Below are 16,652 nucleotides of genomic sequence, written 5' to 3'. Positions count from 1 at the left end.
CTGGTGGTGTGTCCCGAGTGTGCCCACGCATGGCCAGCCGTCGCCGACCCGGTCGAAGCCCCTGGCGAGCCCGTTGTGCGGGATGCCAACGGCAACGAGCTGGCCAGTGGCGATGCCGTGTGCGTGATCAAGGATTTGACGCTGAAGGGCACGTCGCTGGTGGTCAAGGCCGGTACCAAGGAGAAGGGCATCCGGCTGGTGGAGCGCCAGGCCAACGCCGACCACGACTTCGACTGCAAGATCCCGGGCATCGGTGCGATGTCGCTCAAATCGGAATTCGTGAAGAAGCTGTAGGCAGCTCTGTCGCCGCGCCGCGATGCCCAGCCTGCCGATCCAGACGGCCCAGCCCCCGCTCCGGTTCATTCCGCCGGCCTACACCCCCTGGCTGCGGCGCCTGGCGCAGTGGTCGTTGCCGCTGCTGCTGCGCCTTCGCCGCATCCACCGCACCGAGAGCCGCGGTGCCGAGCGCCTGGCGGCCCTGCTGGCCGACCAGCAGGCCGGCCGGGCCCGCCTGCTGCTGGCCTTCCGCCACCCCAGCACCCTGGATCCGCTGCTGATGGCCCAGCTGCTCTGGTGTGGCGTGCCGCGGGCCGCCCGCCGGGCCGGCATCCGCCTGCCGGGCACCGTCCACAGCCAGTTCCTCTACGACCGCGGCATTCCCCTCTGGGCCGGTCCCCTGGCCGGCTGGCTGCTCAGCCACCTCGGCGGCATTCCGATCCAGCGAGGCAAGCTGGATCGCCTCGCCCTCAAGACCGCCCGCGATCTGTTCGCCCACGGTCCCTTCCCCCTGGCGATCGCGCCCGAGGGGGCCACCAACCACCACGGCGAACTGCTCAGCCCCCTGGAGCCCGGCCTGGCCCAGATGGCCTTCTGGTGCTGCGAGGACCTGGCCGCCGAGGGGCGCACCGAGGAGCAGGTGTGGATCGTGCCGGTGGGGCTGCGCTACAGCCTGCTCCGGCCCCGCTGGCAGGGGATCGATGCCCTGCTGGTGGGTCTGGAGGAGCAGCTGGATCTGGCGCGGGTTGGTGGCGTGGACACCTCCGCCGCACCGGCCACGGGGCTCGGTGATCTGCGCTATCGCCGTCTGATCGCCATCGCCGAGCGCCTGCTGGCCTTGCTGGAGGACTTCTACCAGGAGGCCCACGGCGTGCGTCCCGAACGGGAGCGGCCGTTCCTGGAGCGGATCGATCGCCTGCGTCACGCCGCCCTGGCGGTGGCCGAGGCCCAGTTCGGCCTGCTGGCGAAGGGCAACCTGCAGGAGCGTTGCCGCCGCATCGAGCAGGCCGGCTGGGAGCGCATCTACCGCGCCGACCTCGCTGGGCTCTCGCCCGTGGCCCGCAGCCTGGCGGACTGGAGTGCCAGCGAGGCGGCCCTGCGCATGGGGCACATGCGGCTGGTGGAGCACTTCGCCTCGCTGAGCGGCTCCTACGTGGCAGAGAACCCCAGCCCGGATCGCTACGCCGAGGTGCTGCAGATCCTCTGGCGGGCGGTGGCCTGGATTCAGGGGCCTGGCGGTGCCCCTCTGCCCGACCTGGGGCCCCTGCAGGCCTGCATCACGGTGGGGCCGCCAATCGCCGTGTCGGAGCACTTCGCCGACTACCAGCACAATCGCCGCAGGGCGGTGGAGCGGTTGACGGCTGCGCTGGGGGCTCGCCTGGAGGCCAGCATCGGGCTGGCACCCACCGCTGCCGATGGCACGCTGCCCCCCCTGGATGAGCCATGGGCCTGAGCTTTCGCTTCCGGCCCTGCGGTGCGGGCCGCTACGCCGAAGCGGCGTTCCTCGGCGTCTGGCTGGTGGGCTGGCTGCTGGCCGAGACCATTGTCCTGGGGCTCCTGGGTGCCGGGGCCAGGTCGCTGCTGCTGGGTCTTCCCCTGGCGGGCTCCAGTTTGCCGGCATCGCCGGGGCCGGCCCTGGCGATCGGGGGCTTCCTGGTGGTGTGGCTCTCCCTCTGGACGGTGGGTGGGGTGCTCGCCCTGCGCCAGTTGTTGCGCTGCCTCTGGGCCGAAGACCGGCTCAGCCTGGAGGATGGCACCCTCTCGCTCAGCCGCCGGCTGGGGCCGTTTCGCACCCGCCAGCGCCTCGCGGACCGCACGATCCGGCAGGTGATGGTCCGCAGCGGCCGCGGTGCTGCCCCTGCCCTGGGGCCCCTGGTGGCGGAACGGAGGGATGGGCAGGTGGTGACCCTGACGGATCTGGGAACTCCGCAGCAGCGGGCGGAGGCCGCCGCTGCCCTCCAGGTGGCGCTGGCCCTGCCGGATGTCCCGACCGTGGGGAGGGCCTCGGCGGGGGCGCTGCCCCGGGGCTGGGACTGCCTGGAGCCCAGCTTCGGCAGCGCCCTGCTGGTGCCGGAGCGCCGCCGCCGCCGCCGCCAGGCCGTGGCGATCAGTGCGATCGCCCTGACGCTGGCCGCCATCCTGGCCCTGACCCTGCAGCAGGCCCGCTTCGAACCCAGTGTCTGGCCGCTCGGCCTGATGCTGCTGGCATTGACTCTCGGCGTTGCCTGGGCCAGCGCGTGGCTCTGGCTCGGTCGCCTGGAGTGGCGGCTCGAGGCCCGGCGCCTGGTGCTGCAGCGGCGCTTCGGGTCAGGGCTGCGGGAGCTGGCGGAGCTGCGCGCCCTGCAGCTGCGGGAGCACCTCGACAGCGATGGCGATGCCTGGTACATCCTGGCGAGCCCCGACGGGGCTGGCCGACCGATCCTGCAGGTCATGGGCGATCCCCAGGAGCCCCGGGCCCTGGGTCAGTGGTTGGCCCACCGCACCGGCATCCCCTTCGAAGACGCGGTACCGTCCGCCGACGAGCGCCTGGCCGCAAGGCAGCAGGAACTCGAGCGGCTGCGCCGCCAACTGGCGGGGAGTGGCCGGTGGGGCCGGCTGGCCCTGAGGCTGCTGGAGGGAATGGAGCGCCGCGGCGGCTGAGGACTCAGGCCGCGACCGTGACCCTCGGTACCAGCTCGGCGTAGAGCTGTTCGAGGGCGTCGATGTTGCGCTCCAGGGTGTAGCGCTCCAGCACCCGCGCGCGGGCGCGGCGCCCCAGCTCGGCGGTCAGCACCGGCTGGTCGCGCAGCACCGGCAGCAGGGTGCGCAGCTGGGTGGTGACCCCCTGGGTGCTGATCACGATGCCGGCACCGCCCTCCAGCACTTCGCCGTCGGCGCCGGCATCGGTGGCCACGCAGGCGGTGCCGCTGGCCATCGCCTCCAGCAGCGCCAGGCTGAGGCCCTCCACCAGGGAGGGCAGCAGGAAGACCTCGGCCAGCTGCAGCAGCGCCAGCCGCCTGGCCCGCTCGGGTTCGTAGCCCCACCAGACCACCTGGGCCTCCGCGCCGATCGCCTGCTGCAGCGAGGAGCGCAGCGGGCCGTCGCCCACGACCACCAGCACACAGTTCTCCGGCTGCACGAGGCGCCAGGCCCGCAGCAGCGCCTCCACGTTCTTCTCGGTGGCGATGCGGCCCATGTAGAGGAACACCCGCCGGCCGGAAAAGCGCTGCCGCAGCGTCGCCAGTTCCGCCTTCACGCCGCTGTCCGGGGGCTCCTGGCCGGCCGGGGCCCACTGCTGGGGATCCACGCCGTTGGGGATCACCGCCAGGCGGCTGCGCTTCACCCCCAGCCGGGCCAGCACCTCGGCCTGCAGCTCGGAGAACACGATCACCCGGTCGAAGCGGGCCAGCGATGGGGCGTAGAGCTGGTAGGTGAGCTGCTGGGTGCCGGCACTGAGGTTGCGCAGGCTGGCGTCGAAGGCGGGGTGGAAGGTGGCCACCAGCGGCAGTCCCAGCTGCTGGCACAGATCCGGCAGCAGGAAGTCCAGCGGCGAGAGGGTGAGGCTGGCGTGCACCAGATCCGGCCGCAACCGCTCCAGCGATTCGCGCAGCTCCCGCTGGGCCCCCGGCGAAGGGATCGTGTACACCTGGGACTTCACCAGGTAGGGCAGGGTCACCTCCGGAGCCTCGGCACTGCCGACGGGGTGGACCTGACTCGAGCCCTGGCTGGGGTGCTGCTCCGGCTCGTGCTCGTCGCGGCGCAGCGGGAAGCCGGTGGGGGTGTCGAAGTGGATGAAGCTGATGCCGTGGCCGCGGCGCCGGAGGGCCTCGGTGATGGTCAGGCCGTAGGTGACGTTGCCGCAGAAGGGCGATTTCTTGCCCAGCCAGGCAATGTGAACCACGCCGCCGCGCCTCGCTCGAAGGGTCAGGCTAGCAGCGTTTCCAGGGCCGCTCGAGCAGCGCCGCCACCAGGGCCAGGGCCGCCAGGGCCCACAGCACCGGCAGCAGGCCGAAGCGGCTCACCAGGGTGCCCGCCAGCACCAGGGGCAGGCTCAGGGCGATGTTGATCAGGTTGTTCTGCAGGCCGAACACCTTGCCGCGCTGGCTCTCGGGGGTCTCCTCCTGGATGGTGGTCTGGGCGGGGATCGCCAGCAGGGCAGCCCCGACGCCGAGCACGCCGCAGAGGGTGAGGGTGAGCAGCAGGCTGCCCCGCAGCTGGCCCAGCAGCACCAGGCTCCAGGCGATGGTGCCCAGGCCGGCGGAGGCCAGCACGCGCCGGTTGAAGCCATGGCCCACCTGGGCCACGGTCACGGCCCCCACCGCCAGGCCGGCGCCGCTCATGGCCAGCAGGGTGCCGAAGCGGGTGGGCCCCAGCCCCTGGATCGCCGAGGCCAGGCTGATCGACATCACGTAGAGGGCCGCCAGCAGGCTGTAGAGCAGCACCAGATGGATCATCGAGCTGCGCACGCTGGGCAGGTCGCGCAGCACCTGCATCCCCTCGCCGATCTCCCGCCAGACGCTGCTGGTGCTGGCGGGCTTCACCTCCTCCTCCACCCGGATCCAGGCGATGAACAGGGCGGCCAGGCCGTAGCAGATCGGCAGCAGCACGAATTCGCCGTTGGCGATTCCCAGCTGCGCCAGGCCGTTCTGCAGCAGCCGCAGCACCGGATCGCCGAGGGCGAAGCCCACGATCGTGGCGCCCATGCTGGTGGCCTGGTAGAGCGAATTGGCCGCGAGCAGCTGGGGGGCCGGCACCAGCATCGGGATCGCCGCCTGTTCCGCCGGGGCGAAGAACTGGGTCAGCACCGATTCGAGAAAGGTGATCAGCAGCAGGCCCCAGTAGCCCCAGCTCAGCCCCAGCCAGTAGGGCCCCTCCAGCAGGCAGAGGGGCACGAGCATCGCCAGGCCGGCGCGGATGCCGTTGGAGGCCACCATCACCTCGCGCTTGCGCCAGCGGTCGGCCCAGACCCCCGCCACCAGGCCCAGCAGCATGGCCGGGATCGTGTTGGCTACGTAGATCCCTGTGGCCAGCAGGGTGATCAGCTGGGCGCGGCTCTCGATGTCGAGCTTGAAGTGGCCGGCGGCCTCCGCCAGGGCGCCGCCGGCCGGGGGCGTGCTGCTCACCCAGTACTGGGCGATCAGGAACACCATCAACACGATGTAGAACTTGTCCGCCAGCTGGCTGAACACCTGGCCGAGCCACAGCTTGCGGAACTCGGGCAGCGCCAGAACCCCCTGGATGCCGGACGGTCTGGCGGTTCCGCTCAAGGGCTCCATCGGTTGCCGGACCCCGATGATGCCGCAGCAGGCCCCCGCGGCACGAGCGCCTCGCGCACAAGGCGCCAGGCCCGGGGCGAACGGGCCAGGTGCTCGCGGCTCCAGATCTCCACCAGCTGCAGCAGCCGCAGCCACACCGGTAAGGGCCCCATCAGGCTGCCGTCGCGCTTGCGGGGCAGGGCCGGCCGCGGCAGCCGCTGCAGCAGGGCCAGCTCCGAGGCGTTCAGCACCAGCTGGGCCCCCGCCACCGCCCCCAGCACCAGGCCTTCGGCGGGGATCAGGCTGCAGCGCCAGCTCCAGTCGCCCAGGGGGGGCTCCAGCCGGGCGCCGCTGCGGGCGCAGTGGGCCAGGGGCAGGGCGTAGCCCCCCAGGGCCAGCAGGTGCACGCTGCCCTGCACCGCCAGGGCCAGGGCCTCCACGCCTTCGCTGCGCTCTTGCACCACCAGGTCCAGCCGCGCCAGCTGCAGCAGCAGGTCGTCGAGCACCCCCGGCACGGCGGCGCCTTCGGGCACCAGCTGCAGACTCAGCTCCGCCAGGCCCTGGGCCGCCGCCAGGGTCTCCAGCCGCTGGGCCAGGGCGGCGAAGTTGCGCCGCACCTCCAGCTGGCGCACCCGCCGCAGGCCGCGGCCGCTGCCCACCTGCAGATGCAGCACCGCTAGGGGCACCGCCGCCGCCAGGGAGCTCTTCGGCTTGCGGGCGCCTGGCACGGCCAGACGGACCAGTCCGTCGCTGGCGCTGAGCAGGGTGAGCAGGCGATCGCTCTCACCCAGGGGGCCGGCCTTGAGCACCAGCCCCTCCAGGCGGCTGTCACCGCTCACGGTGCGGGGGGCTCGGCGGATTCGGCGCCCGCCGTCCGGCTACCGCCCTGGCGCAGGGCCTGCATCAGCGCCACGCCGCGGCTGGTACCCAGGCGGCTGGCGCCGGCCTCCACCAGGGCCAGGGCCTGCTCCAGATCGGCGATGCCGCCGGAGGCCTTGATCCCGGCCCTACCCCGGGCCAGCTCCCGCAGCCGCTGCACCTGCTCCACGCTGGCGGCCGGGCCGAAGCCGCTGCCGGTCTTGAGGAAACTGGCGCCGACGTCGATCGCCGCGGCCACCGCCAGTTCCAGGGCCTCGGGTGCCAGGCGACCCACCTCCAGGATCACCTTCACCGGCAGGCCCAGTTCCACGATCGGGGCCAGGTCCTGGCAGAAGGCGCCGCTGTCGCCATCGGCCAGGGCCCCGAAATCAGGCACCACATCCAGCTCGTCGGCACCGGCGGCGGCGGCCCATTCCGCCTCGGCCCACTTGATCGCCGCCGGGATGGCGCCGAAAGGGAAGCCCACGACCCCCACCAACCGGGTGCGGGAGCCGCTGCTGCCGAGGCGCTCGCGGGCCACCGGCAGCCAGCGCGAAGCCACGCACACGCCGGCAAAGCCGAAGTGGCGGGCCTCGTCGCAGCAGCGCTGGATCGCCTCGCTGCCCACGTGGGGATCCAGCAGGGCGTGGTCGATCAGGGGGGCGAGATCGGGGAGGTCGCGGGCCACGGGGTCAGGAAAGCGGCCGGAGGCCGGCTGAGACCGAGGTTGCCCCCAGGGACAACCTCGGATCGATGGGGGCAGTCTCCCCCGGCCGGCTCAGGATTCCCGCGCCTGGATCACGCCGAAACCGCCGTGGTTTCGGTGGTACACCACCTGCAGCTCACCGCTGTCCGCGTCGCGGAACAGGTAGAAGTCGTGGTCAATCAGCTCCAGCTGGTGCAGGGCGTCGTCCAGGCTCATCGCCGGCATGGCGAAATACTTCCGGCGCACGCCGGGGCTGGGCAGTTCCGCCTCCTTGCCGTCGGTGAGGCTGGCGCCGGGGGGCGGCAGGGTGGCGGCACCGGCCTCCTCGTCGCGGGCGGAGCGGTGCACCGGACCCTGGTGCTGCTCCTGCAGGCGGTCCTTGAAGCGCCGCAGCTGGCGGGTCAGCTTGTCGGCCACCAGATCGATGCTGGCGTAGAGGTTCTCGCTGCGCTCCTGGGCCCGGATCACGGTGCCGTTGGCGAAGACCGTCACTTCCGCGGTCTGCTGCGGCACCCGCGGGTTGCGGGCCACCGAGAGGTGCACATCGGCCTCCTTGACCAGACCGTTGAAGTTGCCGATCGCGCGCGTCAGCTTCTCCTCCGTGTAGTCGTGAATGGCCGGCGTCACGTCCAGATTGCGGCCGTGGATCAGAAGCTTCATCCCAGTGCTCCCAGGCTTGGGGACGCCCCAACGCTAGGAACGGTGGGTGAAACACCCAGCCGCTGACGCAATCTGTTTCCAATCGCCTGGACCGGTGGCCTACGCCACGGGGTGGCGGTGGCAGCGGCAGCTGCAGGAGCGGTTGCTCACGGATCCGGCCGGCCCCGACGCGGTGCTGCTGCTGGAGCACGAGCCCTGCTACACCCTCGGCCGTGGCGCCAGTGAGGCCTTCCTGGGCTTCGATCCGGCCGCGCCGCCGGCGCCCCTGTTCCGGATCGACCGTGGCGGTGAGGTGACCCACCACGTCCCAGGCCAGCTGGTGCTCTACCCGGTGCTCAACCTGCAGCGCCACGGCGCCGACCTGCACCGCTATCTGCGCGAGCTGGAGGGGGTGGTGCTGGATCTGCTGGCGGAGCTGGATCTGGAGGGGGAGCGGTTGGCTGGACTCACCGGCGTCTGGTTGGAGGGCCGCAAGCTGGCGGCCATCGGCGTGGGGGCGCGGCGCTGGATCAGCCAGCACGGCCTGGCCCTCAACGTGGACTGTGACCTGGCCGGCTTCAGCGCGATCGTGCCCTGTGGCATCGCCGATCGGCCCGTGGGGCGCCTGGTGGATTGGCGGCCGGAACTCACGGCGGCGCAGCTGCGGCCCCGGCTGCTGGCGGCCTTCGCCCGGCGTTTCAACCTGGCGCTCCGTCCCCCTCGGCCCCCCGAAATCCTGCAGGGGTTGTAACCATGCTCCTCAGTCCGCCGCCGCGCCGAGCGCGCCCACCGAGATGGCCCCAACCACCCGGAGCACCAGCCGCGCAGAAATCCACTGGAGTGCCGATCGGCGCGACCGCCGTGCCCTGGCCCTGCGGGATGACTGGAGCGGCATCAGCGGGATCGAACAGCTCTGGCCGGTGTTGGCCGAGCGCTACGGCGACGCCGTGGCCGTGGAAGCCCCCCACGCCAAGCCGCCGGAAACCCTGAGCTACCGCGAGCTCCAGCAGCACATCGAGCAGGCCGCGGCGGCCTTCGCGGCCCTGGGGGTGCGGCCGGGCGACGTGGTGGCCCTGTTCGCCGAGAACGGCCCCCGCTGGCTGGTGGCCGACCAGGGGCTGATGCGTGCCGGTGCCGCGGACGCGGTGCGCGGCAGTGCCGCACCGGCCGAGGAGCTGGGCTACATCCTCGGGGATTCCGGTGCCGTCGGCCTGGTGGTGGAGTCGGCGGCGCTGCTGGGGCAGCTGGCTCTGGGCTCGGAGGCGCTGGGGCGGCTCCGCTTCGTGCTGGTGCTGGAGGGGGAGGGGGGCGCCGAGGCGCCGGTGGTGCCCTGCCTCAGCTGGGCCGACTTCCTGGCCCGTGGCGCCCAGGTGCCCGTGCCGCCCTGGCCCACCGGCGGCGAGCAGCGCCTGGCGACCCTGCTCTACACCTCCGGCACCACCGGCCAGCCCAAGGGCGTGCCCCTCAGCCACGCCAACCTGCTGCACCAGATCCGCACCCTGGGCGTGGCGGTGGCGCCCCGGCCCGGCGACCACGTGCTCAGCGTGCTGCCGATCTGGCACGCCTACGAGCGCACGGCCGAATACCTGCTGCTCAGCTGCGGCTGCCGCCAGACCTACACGACCCTGCGGCACCTCAAGGCCGACCTGCAGCGGGTCCGGCCCCAGTACCTGATCAGCGTGCCCCGGCTGTGGGAGGCCCTGCTGGCCGGCTTCGAGGATGCCGTGGCCGCCATGCCGCCGGGCCGCCAGCGCCTGCTGGGCCGGGCCCTGGCCATCAGCCGTTTCCACAGCGCCCAGAAGCGCCGTGCCCGCGACCTCACCCTCAGCCCCCATGGCCCCGTGGACCGGCTGGCGGGTGCGGTCCTGGCAGGGGCCAGCTGGCCCCTGCACGCCCTGGCGGCGCGCCTGTTCTGGCCCAAGGTGCGGGCCCAGCTGGCCGGCGGTCGCCTGGGGACGGCGATCAGTGGCGGCGGCGCCCTGGCCCCCCACGTGGATGGCTTCTTTGAGGCGATCGGCATCGAGCTGCTGGTGGGCTACGGCCTCACCGAGACGGCGCCCGTGCTCACCTGTCGCCGCCCATGGGCCAACCGCCGCGGCAGCGCCGGCCAGCCCCTGCCGGGCACGGCCCTCAAGATCGTGGACCTGGAGGGCACGGCCACCCTGGGCTGGGGCGAGCGGGGCCGGGTGCTCGCCCGGGGCCCCCAGGTGATGGCCGGCTACTTCGGCAAGCCCGAGGCCACCGCCAAGGTGATCGACGCCGAGGGCTGGTTTGACACCGGCGACCTGGGCCACCTGCTGCCCGACGGCTCCCTGGTGCTCACCGGCCGGGCCAAGGACACGATCGTGCTCAGCAGCGGCGAGAACATCGAGCCCGGCCCGCTGGAGGAGGAGCTGGCCGCCTGCGCCCTGGTGGAGCAGGTGATGCTGGTGGGCCAGGACCGGCGCCAGCTCGGCGCCCTGATCGTGCCGCGCCCCGAGCCCCTGGCGGCCTTCGCCCGTGAGCAGGGGCTCACCCCGCCGCCGGTCTTCCCCGATGGCTCCCCCGCCGGCGCCGAGGCGGCGCTGCTCAAGGCGCTCACCGGCCGGCTCAACCGCCGTCTGGCGGCCCGGCCCGGCTCCCGGCCGGACGAGCGCCTGGGGGGGGTGGCCCTGGTGGCGCCCTTCAGCATCGAGAACGGCCTGCTCACCCAGACCCTCAAGCAGAAGCGCGACCGCATCACCCAGCGGGATGCCGCGGCGATCGAGGCGATCTACGGGCGCTGAGCCACCGCTGGCCCCGGTGCGGCGATCCGGCCGTTGACCCTCCGGGTCCGGGCTGAGAGCCTGGATGCTGATTTTTTGTTTCCATGGCCGACGGCTCCCTTTCGATCAAGCGCACGATCACGGTGCGGGCCGTGGTGACTCCCCGCTGGAAGGAGGACGCCGAGCGCGAGCTGAGCAACGCCATCGCCGGCAGCGATGGCCAGCTGGCCCAGCTGGAGCAGGAGGGCCAGCAGGTGGTGGATGCGATCCGCAGCCAGAGCGCCAACCCCCTCGATCCCCGCGTGTCGGAGCAGGTGGCCTCCGTGCAGGAGCAGGTGGCCGCCAAGCGGGCCGAGCTGGAGGAGCAGAAGCGCCAGCTGCTGGAGCAGCAGCGCCAAGTGCGCGAGCTGGAGCTGGAGCAGATCGTGGAGCAGGGCCAGCTGGAGAGCTTCACCGACGTGCGCGTGGGCGACAACCTGGTGGAGAAGCTGCAGGTGGCGGTGGTGGTGCGCGACGGCGTGATCGAGGCGATCGAGGGCGCCTGAGCCCGGCCGAAGCGGGCGCTACGCGGCTCCATCCCCCCGCCGGGCCGCGCCCTCTGACCAGCGGGTGGCGCCCGCAAGCCACGTAAAATCCGCCCCAATTGCGCGGCAGACCTCCGTTGGCCACCCACGAAATCTTCATGCCGGCCCTCTCCTCCACCATGACGGAGGGCAAGATCGTGGAATGGCTGAAGAAGCCCGGCGACAAGGTCGCCCGTGGCGAGTCGGTGCTGGTGGTGGAGTCGGACAAGGCCGACATGGACGTGGAGTCGTTCAATGAGGGCTTCCTGGCGGCCGTGCTGATGCCCGCCGGCGGCACGGCTCCGGTGGGCGAGACGATCGGCCTGATCGTGGAAACCGAGGCGGAGATCGCTGAGGCGGCGGCCAAGGCTCCGGCCGCTGGATCGGCGGCGGTGCCCGCTGCGGCCCCAGCCCCTGCCTCTCCTGCGGCGACCACGCCGGCTCCGGTGGCCCCAGCAGCTCCCGTTCCAGTGCCCGCTGCCGTGGCGGTCGCCCCCGCCCCGGTGGCCTCAGGCCGGGTGGTGGCCTCGCCCCGCGCCAAGAAACTGGCTAGTCAGCACGGCGTGGCCCTGGACACCCTGCGGGGCAGCGGCCCCCACGGCCGCATCCAGGCGGAGGACGTGGAGCGGGCCCTGGGGCTGACCGTGGCCGTGCCGCGGGTGGCCGAGGGCTCGGGCCCGGCTGTGGCAGCTGCTGCCGGGAACGGGGCCGCCGCCCCTGGCGCCGCTGCCCCGGCGGCCGCCCCCGCTGGCCAGAGCTTCGGGCGCCCCGGCGAGAGCGTGGCCTTCAACACCCTGCAGGCGGCGGTGGTGCGCAACATGAACGCCAGCCTGGCGGTGCCCACCTTCCACGTGGGGTACACGATCACCACCGACCGGCTCGACGCTTTCTACAAGCAGGTGAAGGGCAAGGGCGTCACGATGACGGCGCTGCTGGCCAAGGCCGTGGGCGTGGTGCTGGCCCGCCATCCCCAAGTGAACGCCGCGGCGAGCGACACCGCCATGACCTACCCCGGCGCCGTGAACGTGGCCGTGGCCGTGGCCATGGACGACGGTGGCCTGATCACGCCGGTGCTGGCCAATGCCGACCGCACAGATCTCTACTCCCTTGCCCGCAACTGGGCCGACCTGGTGGCCCGCTCTCGCAGCAAGCAGCTCAAGCCCGAGGAGTACAGCACCGGCACCTTCACCCTCTCCAACCTGGGCATGTTCGGGGTGGATCGCTTCGACGCGATCCTGCCGCCGGGCACCGGCGCGATCCTGGCGGTGGCTGCTTCCCGCCCCACGGTGGTGGCCGGCAAGGACGGCTCGATCAGCGTGAGGAACCAGATGCAGGTGAACCTCACCGCCGACCACCGCGTGATCTACGGCACCCATGCCGCCGCCTTCCTCAAGGACCTGGCCCAGCTGATCGAGACCAACCCTGAGAGCCTTGCACTCTGAGTGCAGCGGGGTGCTGATGCCCTCCGCCATCTCGCCTTCGCGCTCGATGCTCCCGATGGATCCCGCTGATCTGCGGCTCTCCAGCTACGACTTCGACCTGCCGGAGGCGCGCATCGCCCAGCGGCCGGCGGAACCCCGCCACGCCGCCCGGCTGCTGGTGGTGGATCCAGTCGGGACGGGCCCTATGCCCCATTCCCGCCACCTGAGCGTGTGGGAGCTGCAGCAGTTGCTCCAGCCCGGCGATCTGCTGGTGGTGAACGACACCCGGGTGCTGCGGGCCCGGCTGGAGGCGCGCCGGCCCAGTGGCGGTGCGGTGGAGCTGCTGGTGTTGGAGCCCTGGCAGCCCCTGCCGGGCTCCTCGGCTGCCGATGGGGTGGCGCCGGCCCCCGGCCAGTGGCTCTGCCTGGCCAAGCCGGCCAAGAAGCTCAGGCCCGGTGACTGGCTCGAGGTGGTGGCTGACGGCCAGCCGCCCCTGCCGTTGCAGGTGCTGGGCAGCGATCCTGAAACGGGCGGCCGCATCGTGCAGTTTCCGCCCGAGTGCACGGATGCGGCGGCTCTGGAGCCGCTGCTCGTGCGCTACGGCGCCATCCCCCTGCCGCCCTACATCCACGAGCACGACGCCAGCGATAACGACCGCTACCAGACCCGCTACGCCTCCCGGCCAGGAGCCGTGGCCGCGCCGACGGCGGGTCTGCACCTCAGCGACGAGCTGCTGGCGGCGATCCGCGCGCGGGGTGTGGAGCTCGCCACCACCACCCTGCACGTGGGCCTGGGCACCTTCAGGCCGGTGGAGACGGAAGACCTCAGCCAGCTGCAGCTGCACAGCGAGTGGGTGGAGGTGAGCCCGCAGCTGGTGGCGGCGGTGGCCGCCTGCCGCGAGCGCGGCGGCCGCGTGATCGCCATCGGCACCACCTCGGTGCGCAGCCTGGAGGCGGTGGCCCAGCTGCACGGGGGCGAGCTGCACCCCCACACCGGCCCCGTGAATCTGGTGATCCAGCCCGGCTACCGCTTTGCCGTGGTGCAGGGCCTGCTCACCAACTTCCACCTGCCCAAGAGCTCCCTGCTGCTGCTGGTGAGTGCCCTGATCGGCCGCGAGCGTCTGTTGGCCCTCTACGCCGAGGCGATCGAGCGCCAGTACCGCTTCTTCTCCTATGGCGACGCGATGTGGATTCCGCCCCAGGCGGTGCTCAGCTCAGCCGCCCCACCTTCGCGAACAGGCTGAACACTGGATCGGGCTTAGCGAGGACCAGCTCCTGCTGCGCTGGTCTGGGCAGCTAGGCCAGCGCGTAGGGCGGCCTCGCCGCTGATCGCTCGTTCGGTGGCGACCGGGTTGGCGGCGGCGAAGTCCCCGTTGATCAGCTGGTCGAGGGAGGTGCTGATGCCGTCCTGGCGGGGGGTGTGGTAGTTGATGCCGTCGGCGTGCCTTCCCACGTCGATGGTCTGCAGGGCCGTCGCTCCGTGGGCCACGGGCCGATCGGCGTTGCCGGTCCTGGTCACCTTGAGGGAGCCGTTCTCAAGCACTCGCCAGGCTCAGCAGCTGCCAAACCGGGTGGCGCCAGTGGCCTTGAGCTCCTCCACCAGCTCCTCGAAGCCGCCGAAATCAACGTAGATCCTGACCGTCGGGGAGCCGATCGGATCGACCGGCGCCATTGCTACATCTCCTTAGGAGAAGGCAAGGGGAGCCATCGGGTGGTGGAGTCAGCGGAGGCTCGGCCCGCCAGGAAGGCAGGCCAAGCCTCCGTTTCGAGCGGTGGGCTCACGTAATAGCCCTGAATGTAAATGGGGCGGACCATTCCCTCAAGCAGGTCCAGTTCGAGCTGGCTCTCCACACCCTCTGCCACCAGATCGAAATCGAGGTGTTCGGAGAGCCGCATGATCGAGTCCACGATCGCTTGATTGCGAGGTTGCTGGTGGAGTTCGCTGATGAAGGAGCGATCGATCTTGAGGATGTCGAAGCTGAAGTGCTGCAGGTAGGAGAGGGAGGCGTAGCCGGTGCCGAAGTCGTCGATGGCGATGCGGATTCCATGTTGCTGGAGTTGGCGGAAGGCCTCCGACGTGGTGGAGAAGTTCTCCACCAGTACGCTTTCGGTCAGCTCCAGGTGGATCAGGGAAGGATCCACCCCAAGCCGGTCGATGGTTCTGCAGGTGCGCGTCACGAAATCCGGTTGATTCAGCTGCAATCCGGAGACATTCACCGCCACGCTGATCGGACCGTAAGGGCTGTTCTGAAACGTCAGAACCTGTTGACAAGCCCTCTCCAGGATCCAGTCCCCCAGCTCAAGGATGAAGCCGCTCTGTTCCGCAAGGGGAATGAATTCGGCCGGTAGTACGTTGCCATGCTCCGGCGAGCGCCAGCGCAGCAGGGCTTCGGCACTGTGCACACGCCCAATCGGTAGGTGGAGCTGGGGCTGGTACACCAGGCGGAACTCACCGCGACTGAAACCCTTCTTCAGGTCTAAGTGCCGTCTGGCAAGCAGCCGATCGCGGTCGTCCTTCAGGGAGTTCACCTGCTTCTGGAGGATCTCGTTGATGCCGTAGAGATCAAGAGGGTCGAGCACATCGGTGAGGTCGGTTTCGGTGACCACGCCGGCCAGGTGGCCCATCGCGTTGGTCACCACCAGGTGGCCCACCCATTTGCGGTTCATCAGATCCTGCACAGCTCCCAACTCGTCGTCGGGTTTCACACAGATCGGTGGGCCACTCATCACCTGCTCCACCAGCAGGTTGCCGAGGTCCTGTCCCAGGGCCTGCAACTGAAGCAGGTCATTCTCGGTGAGAATCCCCACGGGTTTCAGATGATCTGCTTCTCCGGAGACCCCATCGCCATGGTGCCCCACGCCGTTGTCGAGGCCCTCCACCACCACCACGCAGCTGATCGAGTGGTCGCCGATTTTTTTTACCGCTTCCTGCACCATTGCCTGGGGCTCGATGGTGACCACCCTGGTGGTCATCACCTCTGCCACCTGCCGGAAGCGCAGGAAGAACGTCTGCTTGAGGAGGCGCCTCAGGCTGGAAATTGTCACCAGTCCGAGGGGGGCTCCCCCCTCGTCGACGATCGGAAGATGGCGGATGCGGTGGCGCCGCAGAAGATGGATGGTGGCGAAGATGTTTGTGAGTTCCAGTTGGCGCAGACTCAGCACCGGGCTGGTCATCACCGCGGCCAGGCGGGTGGTATCCAGATCGAGGGAGCCAGAGGCCAGGCGCACCAGGTCCCGGGTCGTGACGATGCCCTCAAGCCGGCCTCCCTCCACCACCAGCACGCAGCCCGTGTTCTCCGCCAACACCGGTGCTTTCGACGTCGATGATGGGGCTTGACCTTCGGCAGCGGCAGGAATCTGGCAGTCGAGACTGCCGCGGACCAGGGTCAGGGCTTCCCGCAGACTGGCATTCCTTGGCAGGCATGGCGGGTCGGGCAGGATCGCCAGGCTTGGATCGTCCAGGCTCAGGGGGTTGTTCATCTGGCCCCTGACGGCTGGGTTTTGTTGATCATCAAGGTCAAACCCAGGCTGCGCGAGATCGTTGCGAAATAAAAAGCCCCCGTCCAGTGGACAGGGGCCATGGGAGATGGGCAGAACGCAGGCCTTGATCAGGCGGCCGCCAGGTTGGCGGCCACGAAGTCCCAGTTCACCAGCTTGTCGAGGAAGGTGCTGATGTAGTCGGGACGGCGGTTCTGGTAGTCGAGGTAGTAGGCGTGCTCCCACACGTCGATGGTGAGCAGGGCCTTCTGGCCGTGGGCCAGGGGCAGATCGGCGTTGCCGGTCTTGGTGACCTTGAGGCTGCCGTTGTCGAGCACCAGCCAGGCCCAGCCGCTGCCGAACTGGGTGGCGCCGGCGGCCTTCAGTTCTTCCACCAGCTTCTCGAAGCTGCCGAAGTCGGCGTTGATCTTGTCGAGCAGGGCGCCCGTGGGGGTGCCGCCTCCATTGGGTTTGATGCCCTGCCAGTAGAAGCTGTGGTTCCACACCTGGGCGGCGTTGTTGAAGATGCCGGCCTTGCTGGTGTCACCGGCCACGGCCGTGATGGTGTCTTCCAGGCTCTTGCCCTCCAGTTCGGTGCCGGCCACCAGGTTGTTGAGGTTGGTCACGTAAGCGTTGTGGTGCTTGCCGTGGTGGAACTCCAGGGTCTGGCGGGAGATGTGGGGCTCGAGCGCATCGAGGCCGTAGGGCAGCGCGGGCAGCGTGTGAGCCATGGGG

At 70.8% G+C, this 16,652-nt stretch carries 17 protein-coding genes; 8 read left to right on the top strand and 9 right to left on the bottom strand.

Features of this window, described 5'->3' with window-relative positions:
* Nucleotides 1-3: 3 nt before the first annotated feature.
* From CJZ98_RS03625 to CJZ98_RS03615, 3 genes are read left to right on the top strand one after another with little or no spacing between them, the layout of a single operon-like run.
* Nucleotides 4-294, top strand: a complete 291-nt coding sequence (locus CJZ98_RS03625) for a zinc ribbon domain-containing protein YjdM (RefSeq protein WP_269798971.1) — start codon at nt 4-6, stop codon at nt 292-294.
* Nucleotides 295-316: 22 nt separating this feature from the next.
* Nucleotides 317-1,729 carry a 1-acyl-sn-glycerol-3-phosphate acyltransferase gene (locus tag CJZ98_RS03620; RefSeq protein ID WP_094588444.1) on the top strand — a complete coding sequence of 471 codons (1,413 nt, stop codon included), beginning with the start codon at nt 317-319 and terminating at the stop codon, nt 1,727-1,729.
* Nucleotides 1,720-2,916 carry a hypothetical protein gene (locus tag CJZ98_RS03615; RefSeq protein ID WP_094588442.1) on the top strand — a complete coding sequence of 399 codons (1,197 nt, stop codon included), beginning with the start codon at nt 1,720-1,722 and terminating at the stop codon, nt 2,914-2,916. The genes CJZ98_RS03620 and CJZ98_RS03615 overlap by 10 nt, the downstream gene beginning before the upstream one ends.
* A gap of 4 nt (nt 2,917-2,920) precedes the next feature.
* Here CJZ98_RS03615 and CJZ98_RS03610 read toward each other — a convergent pair whose 3' ends face one another.
* The 5 genes from CJZ98_RS03610 to hpf form a co-directional block, all read right to left on the bottom strand.
* The gene (locus tag CJZ98_RS03610; protein WP_094588440.1) at nt 2,921-4,156 is read right to left on the bottom strand and encodes a glycosyltransferase family 4 protein; all 1,236 of its coding nucleotides are present in this window, start codon (nt 4,154-4,156) and stop codon (nt 2,921-2,923) included.
* A gap of 28 nt (nt 4,157-4,184) precedes the next feature.
* Nucleotides 4,185-5,531, bottom strand: a complete 1,347-nt coding sequence (locus CJZ98_RS03605; protein WP_094588438.1) for an MFS transporter — start codon at nt 5,529-5,531, stop codon at nt 4,185-4,187.
* Complete coding sequence (recO, locus tag CJZ98_RS03600) at nt 5,519-6,349, bottom strand: DNA repair protein RecO (protein ID WP_094588436.1); 831 nt, start codon at nt 6,347-6,349, stop codon at nt 5,519-5,521. The genes CJZ98_RS03605 and recO overlap by 13 nt, the downstream gene beginning before the upstream one ends.
* The gene (deoC, locus tag CJZ98_RS03595) at nt 6,346-7,056 is read right to left on the bottom strand and encodes a deoxyribose-phosphate aldolase (RefSeq protein WP_094588434.1); all 711 of its coding nucleotides are present in this window, start codon (nt 7,054-7,056) and stop codon (nt 6,346-6,348) included. The genes recO and deoC overlap by 4 nt, the downstream gene beginning before the upstream one ends.
* A gap of 90 nt (nt 7,057-7,146) precedes the next feature.
* Nucleotides 7,147-7,734, bottom strand: a complete 588-nt coding sequence (hpf, locus tag CJZ98_RS03590) for a ribosome hibernation-promoting factor, HPF/YfiA family (RefSeq protein WP_094588432.1) — start codon at nt 7,732-7,734, stop codon at nt 7,147-7,149.
* 46 nt (nt 7,735-7,780) lie between these two features.
* On the opposite strand from hpf, the gene lipB reads away from it, so the two are divergent.
* The 5 genes from lipB (at nt 7,781) to queA (ending at nt 13,684) form a co-directional block, all read left to right on the top strand.
* Nucleotides 7,781-8,464, top strand: a complete 684-nt coding sequence (gene lipB / locus CJZ98_RS03585) for a lipoyl(octanoyl) transferase LipB (protein ID WP_094588430.1) — start codon at nt 7,781-7,783, stop codon at nt 8,462-8,464.
* 43 nt (nt 8,465-8,507) lie between these two features.
* A complete protein-coding gene (locus CJZ98_RS03580; protein ID WP_094588428.1) occupies nt 8,508-10,478 on the top strand; it encodes an AMP-binding protein in 1,971 nt (656 codons plus the stop codon).
* An 83-nt stretch (nt 10,479-10,561) separates the two neighbouring features.
* On the top strand, nt 10,562-11,002 hold the full coding sequence (locus CJZ98_RS03575; protein ID WP_094588426.1) for a YlqD family protein: 441 nt from the start codon (nt 10,562-10,564) through the stop codon (nt 11,000-11,002).
* Nucleotides 11,003-11,118: 116 nt separating this feature from the next.
* Nucleotides 11,119-12,462: a dihydrolipoamide acetyltransferase family protein gene (locus tag CJZ98_RS03570; RefSeq protein WP_094588424.1), complete on the top strand. Its 1,344-nt coding sequence runs from the start codon at nt 11,119-11,121 to the stop codon at nt 12,460-12,462.
* A gap of 55 nt (nt 12,463-12,517) precedes the next feature.
* Nucleotides 12,518-13,684, top strand: coding sequence for a tRNA preQ1(34) S-adenosylmethionine ribosyltransferase-isomerase QueA (gene queA / locus CJZ98_RS03565; protein WP_390625460.1), 1,167 nt, complete (start codon nt 12,518-12,520; stop codon nt 13,682-13,684).
* A gap of 14 nt (nt 13,685-13,698) precedes the next feature.
* Here the strand turns inward: queA and CJZ98_RS03560 are convergent, their stop codons facing one another.
* The 4 genes from CJZ98_RS03560 to CJZ98_RS03550 form a co-directional block, all read right to left on the bottom strand.
* The gene (locus CJZ98_RS03560; RefSeq protein WP_094588420.1) at nt 13,699-13,983 is read right to left on the bottom strand and encodes a hypothetical protein; all 285 of its coding nucleotides are present in this window, start codon (nt 13,981-13,983) and stop codon (nt 13,699-13,701) included.
* A 9-nt stretch (nt 13,984-13,992) separates the two neighbouring features.
* The gene (locus tag CJZ98_RS18985) at nt 13,993-14,112 is read right to left on the bottom strand and encodes a Fe-Mn family superoxide dismutase (protein ID WP_232756165.1); all 120 of its coding nucleotides are present in this window, start codon (nt 14,110-14,112) and stop codon (nt 13,993-13,995) included.
* A gap of 2 nt (nt 14,113-14,114) precedes the next feature.
* Complete coding sequence (locus CJZ98_RS03555; RefSeq protein WP_094588418.1) at nt 14,115-15,920, bottom strand: EAL domain-containing protein; 1,806 nt, start codon at nt 15,918-15,920, stop codon at nt 14,115-14,117.
* A gap of 128 nt (nt 15,921-16,048) precedes the next feature.
* A complete protein-coding gene (locus CJZ98_RS03550) occupies nt 16,049-16,648 on the bottom strand; it encodes a superoxide dismutase (protein WP_094588416.1) in 600 nt (199 codons plus the stop codon).
* Nucleotides 16,649-16,652: the final 4 nt, after the last annotated feature.

Origin of the sequence: Vulcanococcus limneticus LL, from assembly GCF_002252705.1 — a bacterium.
Taxonomy (GTDB): domain Bacteria; phylum Cyanobacteriota; class Cyanobacteriia; order PCC-6307; family Cyanobiaceae; genus Vulcanococcus; species Vulcanococcus limneticus.
Note: the sequence above shows the minus strand (reverse complement) of the source record. Positions and strands in the feature narration are given on the sequence as shown.